This window comes from Yersinia sp. LJYL362, from assembly GCF_048323875.1.
Map to the genome: position 1 here is coordinate 1 of NZ_JBLWEX010000035.1, position 8,806 is coordinate 8,806.

The window sequence follows — 8,806 nt, forward strand, 5'->3', positions numbered from 1 at the left end:
GCCGTCCGGTTTCGGATAAAATTTCATTTGTATTAACTGATTTAGAAATGCCGGAGATGGATGGCTTTACTCTGACACTGAATATTAAGCGGGATGAATTCCTGAAGAATATTCCGGTGATTATCCATTCCTCATTATCGGGTAGTGCAAACGAAGACCACGTGCGTAAAGTGGGTGCTGACGCCTATGTAGCGAAATTTGAAGCTAACGAATTGGAAGCCGCTATCCACAGCGCGTTGGACTCAAAGAAAGCCTTGAATCCGTAGCATTGAGTACTACTTCTGGTAGTAGCCCTTTCCTGCTAAGTGAGTAGGAAGGGGCTACTGATAATATGTGAGGGTTAAATTATGACTCTTCCCTCAGTAAGGCTTTTTTAGCCGCATCAAGAAACTCATCCGATAATTTATTCCCAGCGGTCGCGCGCGCCAGTGTTAATGCACCTGACATCATCGCAAACTGCGCCAGTGCATGCTGTCTGCGTTGTTCGGGATCTTCTATATTAGAGACGGACTCTAATCTCGCCAGCATGGATTTCACCCCGCTAAGATAGACCTCACATACTGGATTATCATCATTCTCACGTGCCACATCACTGGCTAATGCTGTGATCGCACAGCCATTTTCGGCATGGTCACGGTGGGTCGGTGAGAGATAAAACTCCACCAGCGTGCGCAGGTTATTCTGGTCTGGCTCGCTGCTGATTTCTTGCCAGCGGGTGCTGGACTCATCGAGTGCTTTGCGACTGGCAATCGCCGCCAGTTCATCTTTAGAAGCAAAGTGCCCGTAGAATCCGCCATGAGTCAAACCGACCGCAGCCATTAAATCGTTGACACTGACACCATTCAAACCCCGAGCACGGAAGAGTTGCGAAGACGTCTCGACAATTGCCTCGCGATTGAGTGCCATTTGTTGCTTTGATACCCGGGCCATACATTTCTCCTAATTGAACAGGCAGCATCATAAAGTATGCCATGCCAACGCATCAATAGATGTCGCCTCTCATCAATACATAATCTATTCCTGCCAGTGAATCCTCGTTGACACTTAGATGATGCTGATCATAATATAATTTATAGATGATATTCGTCATCTATAAATTATCGATAAGAGAGCAAATTTCATGAATACGATCCCCGCGGTTCTTATTACAGGTGCGTCATCCGGTATTGGTGCCACTTATGCTGAACGCTTCGCACGTCGCGGACATGACCTGGTCTTGGTCGCTCGCGATGGTGTGCGATTAGAAACATTGGCCGCCCAACTTCGTCAGGACAATGGTATCACTGTTGACGTCTTACCGGCTGACCTGACGCAGCCCGACGAGCTTGCTGCCGTAGAAACACGGTTACGCGATGATAATCGTATCGGGATCCTCGTGAACAATGCAGGTATGAATATTAGCGGAAGTTTTATTGAGCAGGCCACGGATGATATTGAGCGGATTATTACCCTTAACACTACGGCTCTCGCACGGCTTGCTAGTGCTGTTGCGCCACGGCTGGCGGCAGCAGGTGAGGGAGCAATCATTAATATTGGCTCGGTTGTTGGCCTGGCGCCAGAGTTTGGTTTGACAGTTTATGGTGCAACCAAAGCATTTGTGCTGTTTCTTTCACAAGGGCTCAGTCTTGAACTCGCACCTCAAGGTGTTTATGTTCAGACAGTATTGCCTGCCGCCACACGGACCGAAATTTGGCAGCGTTCGGGCACCGATATCAACACTGTTTCGGCGCTGATGGAGGTAGGGGAATTGGTGGATGCCGCATTAGTGGGTTTTGATCGCCGTGAGCCAGTGACCATTCCACCGCTGCATGATGTCGCGCAGTGGGAAGATTATCAGGTTACACGGCAAGCAATGCTGCCGGGTTTTGCTCAGGAACATGCTGCGGAGCGTTATCGGATTATCTCTGAGTGACATAACGAAAATTAGACGAGTATTTATATCAGGTAAAAGGGAAATTTAATGCAAGGGCGCGGGTTCGTCAGCTTGTCAGCACTCGGAACCCGTACTCGAATTTATAATCCAGCAGCGTAACTGTGCAGTGCCGGATCGATATCTACCTGGTATCCTTTCACTAGCCGGTTGGTTTCATTCGCCATGCCGACTATTGCCAGCAGCTCATTGCGCTGGCCTACTGTCAGCCCAGCCTTGCGCGCGGCTGCCAGGTGCGACACTGTGCAGTAATCACAGCCATTGGTGACCGAAACAGCCACGTAAATCAGCTCTTTGGTTAACGCGTCTAACTCCCCGTCGGGGGACATTATCGCTTTCAGGCTCGACCAGGTGCGTTCCAGTGCCGCAGGATCATTAGCCAGCGCCAGCCAAAAATTGTTAATCGTCTCGACCTGCCGTGTCTGTTTAATGTCATCAAAGATTGCTTTAACGCGCGGTCCTGCCTGAGCTTCATCAATATAATTTACTAAGGCCATATTGGCTCTCCCGTTGTTTGGCCGCTTAATGCACTGCGGCATACATGATTTTTGTTTCATCGGCTTGGTCGGCAGCAAACTCTTCAACGATTCGGCCTTGGCGTGACACCAAAATGCGATCAGACAGCGCCAGAATCTCGGGCAGATAAGAAGAGATAACTACCACCGCCAGGCCGTCATCCGCCAACTGGTTAATCAACTGGTGAATTTCGTTGATCGCGCCAACATCTACGCCGCGTGTAGGTTCATCAAAAATGATTAAGCGCGGCTGCTGTACCAGACTTTTGCCGATCACCACTTTTTGCTGATTGCCGCCTGACAGCGCCACCACCGGCTCCAGTGGGTTGAGGGCGCGAATGTTAAGTCGCTGTCGCCACTGTTCTGCCAGCGCCGATTGCGCCCGTCGGCTAACCAGCGGTGAATGGTGTAGGTTGGAGGCCAGCAATCCGGCATAGAGATTCTCAGCAACGGTTGCTGTCTCAAAAAATCCGTCTGATTTACGGTCTTCGGTCACATAGACGATGCCATCTTTCATCGCCTGACGTGGTACACGATAGCGTACTGGTTGTCCATTGAGTTCAATCGTGCCGCCGCGCGAGAAGTCTCGTTTATCGATGCCCGCAATAATACGTGCCGTTTCGGTACGTCCCGAACCCACCAGACCAAAAATGCCGGTGATTTGGCCACAATAAAGAGAAAACGCGTTATTACGCACCACATTGCCACGTGAAAGATCCTGTACGCTGAGGATTTTCTGCCCCGCAGGCCGCGGTGTGCGCGTCGTTACTACTGGGACATTCTCTGTCGTTCTTCCGATCATATGGGCAATAATACTTTCGCGGCTAAAAACCTGAGCGTCGTCGGTAATAACATGCTTGCCGTCGCGCAGAATAGTTATGCGATCCGCTAGTTGCAGTGCCTCTTCAATGGCATGACTGATAAATACCAGCGTGATGCCTTGTTTCTGTAAGCGGCGAATAAGGGCGAAAAAGTGTCGTTTCTCCTCTGGCGTTAATGTGGCGGTCGGTTCATCGAAAATGATCACTTTGGCTTGCAGGCGCACTGCGCGGGCAATCTCTACCATTTGCCGTTTTGCCGCGCCCAAAGTGGCAACTTGCACTGTAGGGTCAACAGGGAAATTAAGGGTTTGCAGGAATTGCTGTGCAGCAATATAGACACTGCGTAGGTGGTTAAAGGTTTTCTCATCACCCAGCCAGATGTTTTGTGCCACGGTCATCGACGGGATTAGACTCGTCTCCTGAAAGGCCATGGCAATACCCTGTTTACGCGACTCGGCGGGGGAGGTGAAACTGACGGTGCGACCTTCCCAGCGCAGTTCCCCCTGCTCCGGTGTAACCACCCCCGCCATGATTTTGCTGAGTGTTGATTTCCCCGCGCCGTTCTCACCGAGCAGCGCGTGGACTTCACCGGCGCGTAAGCTAAAACTCACATCGTCCAGCGCCTGCGCACCGTGATAACGCTTACTGATATTATCTAATGTCAGTAGCTCATGCATGGTGTGTCTCCTGGTGCAAATTAATCAGCACATTGCCGCCGCGTGATGCCACCCACAGTGCATCGCCGGTATCGAGTACGCTGTTTACACCGTGTCGTTGTCCATCGGCACGGCTGTGATAACTGGCAATCGGCTGCCCCTGTTTATTCAGCCGTATCACCAGCCCCCACGAGCGGCTAGGTGACCAAGGCTTGTGCACCCCCATAGTTTTGACCGCTCCGCACTGAAGCGGCTCAAGAAAACTGTGGCCGGATGCATAAGCGGGTGCAATCCAGAATTCTGGTGGCACTTCAGCCAGCATTGCCAGCCGATAGGCTTTCTCTTGTAAAACAAACTCGACCAGTCGGTTGCGTGGGGCAAAGCAACTCAGCCAATAGCCGCTGCCGTCGCGGCTGGCGACAATGCGTGAGGGATAAGCAGGCAACTGGTCAAGCACTACGCGGACACTAGGGCGGGTAAGTGTTAGCTCTATCACCCGGTGACGCCAACTTTCCGTCACCAGCAGGGTATTGGCCTGAGAACCATGGGTAATCCCTTGTGGGTAGCCCAGCCCGTCAGCCAGACAGCGCACTTGTTGGTTGCTGAGATCCCACAGCCACACCGAGCCTTCCTGATGTTTTAGCAGTAGATCGCGCGACCACTCGGTGGTAGGTAGTCGCCCTGAACCGATGCTCAGCACCAGTTGTTGTCTATTCAGAAACAACATGGCGGTAATACAGCGCACGGCATCATGCGGGCATATTAATGGTTGCGGCGCTTCGTCCTGCCACAGCCATAATGAGTCATCTGCTAATGCCAATGCCAACCCGCCACCAGGGCGTGCGGCGATACTGACAATCGGCTGCGAAAATTGCCACCGCAGAGCTGGCGCGCTGTGCGGCGCCTTAGCTAACTGCAATAACTGGTTGCCGCTGGAGAACAGTACCTGTTCACCGTCGGCGGTTAAATTATCGGGCTGTGACGTTGCCAGCCAGATGGCAGCATCATCCAGTGCGTTGTTTGGTTGCAATGGCCCATCCAGTGGGGGAATAGTCAGTGCTTTACCGCGAAAAAGATCAAGCAATGAAAAACGGCTCATGCGACGCTCCCCCAGTAAGAGTGATAGCCCGTCCAGTTAGGATCAGCGTTGGGCAAACGGTAGCGGCCAATACGGTTATTCAAGATGCCACCAACGTAGAGGTATCCTTTGTGTTCGCGCATTGATGTGACCATCGGATGACTCATGCCGCCCAAGTTACCCAACACATCATGAATCACGCCTTGCTCACTGAATTTCACAACACCGCCAGTATTGATGTTGGGGAACAGCCATTCATCTTGTACCAGCCGCCGGGTCATGCGCCGCCGCATCCCCGGATGACGCAATGCGAGATCGAAAGTGGGGGTGCGCATGCCGAGCCATGCCATCCAGTAACGGCCGTCCGATGCGCGATTGATGTTATCGGGATAGCCTGGCATATCGCGGATAACACACTCCAGTTGCCCTTTTTTCGGCCCGTCGAACCAGTAGCGGTGGACGCAGCATGCCCAGGATTCAGCCAAAAATAGTGATAGCCCATCGTGGGCGATACAGACGCCGTTGGTGTAGCGCAGGCCACTGAGCAGTGTTTCAGTTTTACCGCTATCGGGGGAGTAGCAGAGCAGGCGACCGGTTGGGCGGCTTTCGATGCTATCGAGCGCCCATTCGTGCGCGTCATAGCGCGTGGTGGAATCGGTAAAGAATACCCGGCCATCCGGCGCGATATCACAATCGTTGGGGTCACGCAGCCGCGCATCATCTACCACAGACAGCCACGAACGGCGGGTTTGAGTGGAAAGTTGCGTTACTGCGCGATCGCTTGCCACAGAATACAGTCCCATTGCGCCGACACAGATTTTTAGTGATTGGTCTTTATCCAGTGCCAAACCTAGGGGAAAACCGCCGATATGGGTGAAAACCTCAGAGCGCTGATAATCGGGCGCGAAGAAACGGATGATCTCGCCGTGACGCGTGCCGCAGTAGAGATTGTCATTGTTATCGAGAATCACATCTTCCGGTCCTTCCAACTCGCCCAGTCCAATAAATTCAGTGTCAGCCAGTTTATCGTTCAGTGACCAGGCCGATTGCGCTGCCGGTTCTGCTGACAGCGTTTTGCCCATGCGGGTATAAATTGGTGCCACATAGACATTCGCCAGTACTTTGTGGCGGTTCTTCAGCCAGCGGATATCAAGAAAGACGGCGGCAATCAGTACCACACCCAGTACCATTTGGGTACTACCGCTGGGCAGCCCGAGGCGGATTAATCCATTAGTTAGCAGCAAAACAATGATAGCGCCGAGTATGCCTTTCATGATTGAGCCACGTCCGCCACCGAGGCTATTACCGCCGACAACACCCGCAGTCAGCGCCATGATCTCCAGCCCTAATCCGGTTCCTGGGCCTACACCACCCATACGTGTGGCGAGTAAAAAACCGGCCAACCCGCAGCACAAACCGGAGAACACATAGGTGATAAATACGGTGCGGCGCACGGCAATGCCGGAGTTCCATGCCGAGCGCCGCGAGCCCCCCACCGCCTGAATGTGCCAACCGAGGCGCATGCGGCTGAGCAGCAGATGCAGGCCGATGGCCACCAATACTGCCAGCACAAAACTGGCTGGCAGTGGCCCGATACCCTCTTCACCGATAAAATTCCACTGCGGATTGTTCACTGGCGACTGTTGAATTTGTGAGGCGTATTTCACCACTAAGATATCGAACAATGTGCGCAGGAGGATAAAAGTGACCAGTGTGGTCAGAAAAGCGCGTAGCCGCAAATAACCAATCAACAGGCCATTAAAGGCGCCGGCCAGTGCACCAACCGCCAACGTCAGCAGTAGCGATTGCCACAGCGGTAACTCCAGCAGAGAGTTGGCCGAAACGGCAGTAAAGGCGCTGAGGGCAAAGATAGCGCCGACGCTAAGGTCGATACCGCCGCCGAGCATCACAATGCTCATCCCCATCACCACCAGAGCAAATTCACCCCACTGCCGTGAGGTGTCGCTCAGGCTAGAAAGAGTGAAAAAACCAGGTAAAAAATGGCCGAGTGCCGGTAGCAGAATCAGTAAAAATAACAGCGGAATTGCATTGTCGATCCAGCGTTTGGTCAGGAGTTCGCCGATGAGATAACTGGGAATGATATTGTAGCGGAGTCGTGCCGCCCGTTCGCGCATAGACATGGTGAGTGACCCGATAAATGAAGTGATCAGCCGCGCACGGCTGATCAGGAGTGATTAGGCTGCTGCGTTGGCTTTCAGAGACCAGCAGGTGCCAGGTTTTAAGTCAGCGCGTGTGGTGATGGATTCCGGCGTGTAAATCCAGGTTTTAGCGCTACCTGCTTGTATTCCGCTTTGCAGCAGATATTTCACCAGCGTGCTGATATCGCGCGATTGATTAGGTACATCAGTAGATACCAGCGCATCAATCACGCCATTGCTGAGGCGGTCGCAGTCGGCCTGTTCGCCGCCACCGGTTGTGGCGAGAAAGATTTTGCCGGTTTTACCCGCATCGCGGATGGCCGCACCAGTGCCTTGTGCGGTGGTGGACCAGAAATCAACGATGCCGCATACATCAGGATGCTGTTGGATCAGCGTACTAGTGACGTTACGTGCCGTGGTTTCGTCCCAGTTGGAGTAGGGCGCAGCAACGACTTCAAAGCCCGGATGTTTTTTCAGCTCTTCCTGCAAACCCGCCCATTGATCAAGGCTAGAGGCGTTAACTTGATCGCCCTGAATGACACCGATTTTTTGGGTTGAATTGGCCCCACAACCGCTAACGACAGCCTGCGCTTCTAGCTGGCCCACGGTGGCCCAGTTGCTGCCGACAAAAGCATCTGAAGAGAAGTTACTCGGGTTATCCACTTGAATGACATAAATCCCTGCTTGCTGCGCTCGATTATAAAGGCGCGAATAGGATTGTAGATCGGGTGATTGCACGATAACCGCAGCGACCTTGCGGTTAATTGCGTCGGTCAGTGCTTCTGCGCCGTCGTCTGGTTTCCAGTTGGGATCGCGTGTTTCAAAGTGAATACCTTCTGCTTTTAGCGAGTTGCCGATGTAGTGCGCCCAACCTTGCGACAAGTCCATGCCCATTGCCATTGGGATCAGTACCACCGTCTTATCTTTGAAATGCTCGGCTACGCTGGTGGGGCCGGAATCGTTGCGACCAAACGCACTACCACCCCATACGCTGAGTGCTAAACCCAGCACGACCACTTTCTGCCATTTTTTCATGTTCGCTACCCTGTGGTGAATAAATAATGACTCAGATGTCGCCCTGTTGATCGGTTTGCTCATCACGAGGGTTAATGACCCCGTCGATAATCAGGGCAATTAAAAGGAAACTGGCTTTGATCAAATTTTGATAGAGGTCGGAAATATCGAGAATGGTTAAACCATTTATTAACAGCCCAATAAGGAGAGTGCCGTAAATAACATTACGCATGCCGCCTTTGCCACCCGATAAACCTATTCCACCTACGACCACCACTAATATCACGTCATACAGTAGTGTAGAGTGAATAATACGGGTGTTAATGGAGTGCAAACTGGCAACAATCACCAGACCGGCAATAAATGCCACCAGCGCAGAAACGATATATTGCAAGGTAATAAGCGGACGAATTGGAATGCCGATATTGCGTGCCGCTTGTAAATTATCGCCCATTAAATAGAGATAACGACCATACTTAAAAAATCGAAGCAATAAGGCTATCAGCACCGCCAGCACGAAAAACAGCACTATCTCCAATGGAACGGGGCCGAGTGCAGCCTCGCCCAGTTCGACAATGGTATGCTGAGATTTTGGCAGATAGATAACATCCTGGCTTATCAATTGTGAGCGAC

The 8,806-nt window shown here is 52.2% G+C and carries 9 protein-coding genes; 2 read left to right on the forward strand and 7 right to left on the reverse strand.

The genetic code is table 11. The features are described 5' to 3' along the window. A partial coding sequence (locus tag ACNSO8_RS01415) for a response regulator (protein ID WP_418393600.1) occupies positions 1-266 on the forward strand: 266 nt, incomplete at its 5' end. A gap of 79 nt (positions 267-345) precedes the next feature. Here the strand turns inward: ACNSO8_RS01415 and ACNSO8_RS01420 are convergent. Further along, a complete protein-coding gene (locus ACNSO8_RS01420) occupies positions 346-930 on the reverse strand; it encodes a TetR/AcrR family transcriptional regulator (RefSeq protein ID WP_019080933.1) in 585 nt (194 codons plus the stop codon). Positions 931-1,120: 190 nt separating this feature from the next. On the opposite strand from ACNSO8_RS01420, the gene ACNSO8_RS01425 reads away from it, so the two are divergent. Continuing rightward, entirely contained in the window at positions 1,121-1,912 is a 792-nt protein-coding gene (locus ACNSO8_RS01425; protein ID WP_057621542.1) for an SDR family NAD(P)-dependent oxidoreductase, read from the forward strand. Between the two features lie 101 nt (positions 1,913-2,013). On the opposite strand, the gene ACNSO8_RS01430 is transcribed toward ACNSO8_RS01425, so the two are convergent. From ACNSO8_RS01430 to ACNSO8_RS01455, 6 genes are all read right to left on the reverse strand, one after another. Then, a complete protein-coding gene (locus ACNSO8_RS01430; RefSeq protein ID WP_019080931.1) occupies positions 2,014-2,427 on the reverse strand; it encodes a carboxymuconolactone decarboxylase family protein in 414 nt (137 codons plus the stop codon). Positions 2,428-2,452: 25 nt separating this feature from the next. Further along, positions 2,453-3,943: a sugar ABC transporter ATP-binding protein gene (locus ACNSO8_RS01435; RefSeq protein WP_418393601.1), complete on the reverse strand. Its 1,491-nt coding sequence runs from the start codon at positions 3,941-3,943 to the stop codon at positions 2,453-2,455. After that, on the reverse strand, positions 3,936-5,021 hold the full coding sequence (locus ACNSO8_RS01440) for a hypothetical protein (protein WP_418393602.1): 1,086 nt from the start codon (positions 5,019-5,021) through the stop codon (positions 3,936-3,938). Before ACNSO8_RS01440 ends, ACNSO8_RS01435 begins: the two co-directional genes overlap by 8 nt. Continuing rightward, complete coding sequence (locus ACNSO8_RS01445) at positions 5,018-7,141, reverse strand: ABC transporter permease (protein ID WP_046695212.1); 2,124 nt, start codon at positions 7,139-7,141, stop codon at positions 5,018-5,020. The genes ACNSO8_RS01440 and ACNSO8_RS01445 overlap by 4 nt, the downstream gene beginning before the upstream one ends. A gap of 54 nt (positions 7,142-7,195) precedes the next feature. Then, complete coding sequence (locus ACNSO8_RS01450) at positions 7,196-8,194, reverse strand: sugar ABC transporter substrate-binding protein (protein ID WP_019080928.1); 999 nt, start codon at positions 8,192-8,194, stop codon at positions 7,196-7,198. A gap of 31 nt (positions 8,195-8,225) precedes the next feature. Next, positions 8,226-8,806 (reverse strand): ABC transporter permease subunit (locus ACNSO8_RS01455; RefSeq protein WP_418393603.1); only part of this gene is annotated, 581 nt, incomplete at its 5' end.

Excerpts from the sequence above, each read along its gene's own strand:
- ACNSO8_RS01440 (WP_418393602.1), bottom strand. The coding sequence starts at position 5,021 with ATGAGCCGTTTTTCATTGCTTGATCTTTTTCGCGGTAAAGCACTGACT.
- ACNSO8_RS01420 (WP_019080933.1), bottom strand. The coding sequence starts at position 930 with ATGGCCCGGGTATCAAAGCAACAAATGGCACTCAATCGCGAGGCAATT.
- ACNSO8_RS01425 (WP_057621542.1), top strand. The coding sequence starts at position 1,121 with ATGAATACGATCCCCGCGGTTCTTATTACAGGTGCGTCATCCGGTATT.
- ACNSO8_RS01445 (WP_046695212.1), bottom strand. The coding sequence starts at position 7,141 with ATGTCTATGCGCGAACGGGCGGCACGACTCCGCTACAATATCATTCCC.
- ACNSO8_RS01450 (WP_019080928.1), bottom strand. The coding sequence starts at position 8,194 with ATGAAAAAATGGCAGAAAGTGGTCGTGCTGGGTTTAGCACTCAGCGTA.
- ACNSO8_RS01430 (WP_019080931.1), bottom strand. The coding sequence starts at position 2,427 with ATGGCCTTAGTAAATTATATTGATGAAGCTCAGGCAGGACCGCGCGTT.
- ACNSO8_RS01435 (WP_418393601.1), bottom strand. The coding sequence starts at position 3,943 with ATGCATGAGCTACTGACATTAGATAATATCAGTAAGCGTTATCACGGT.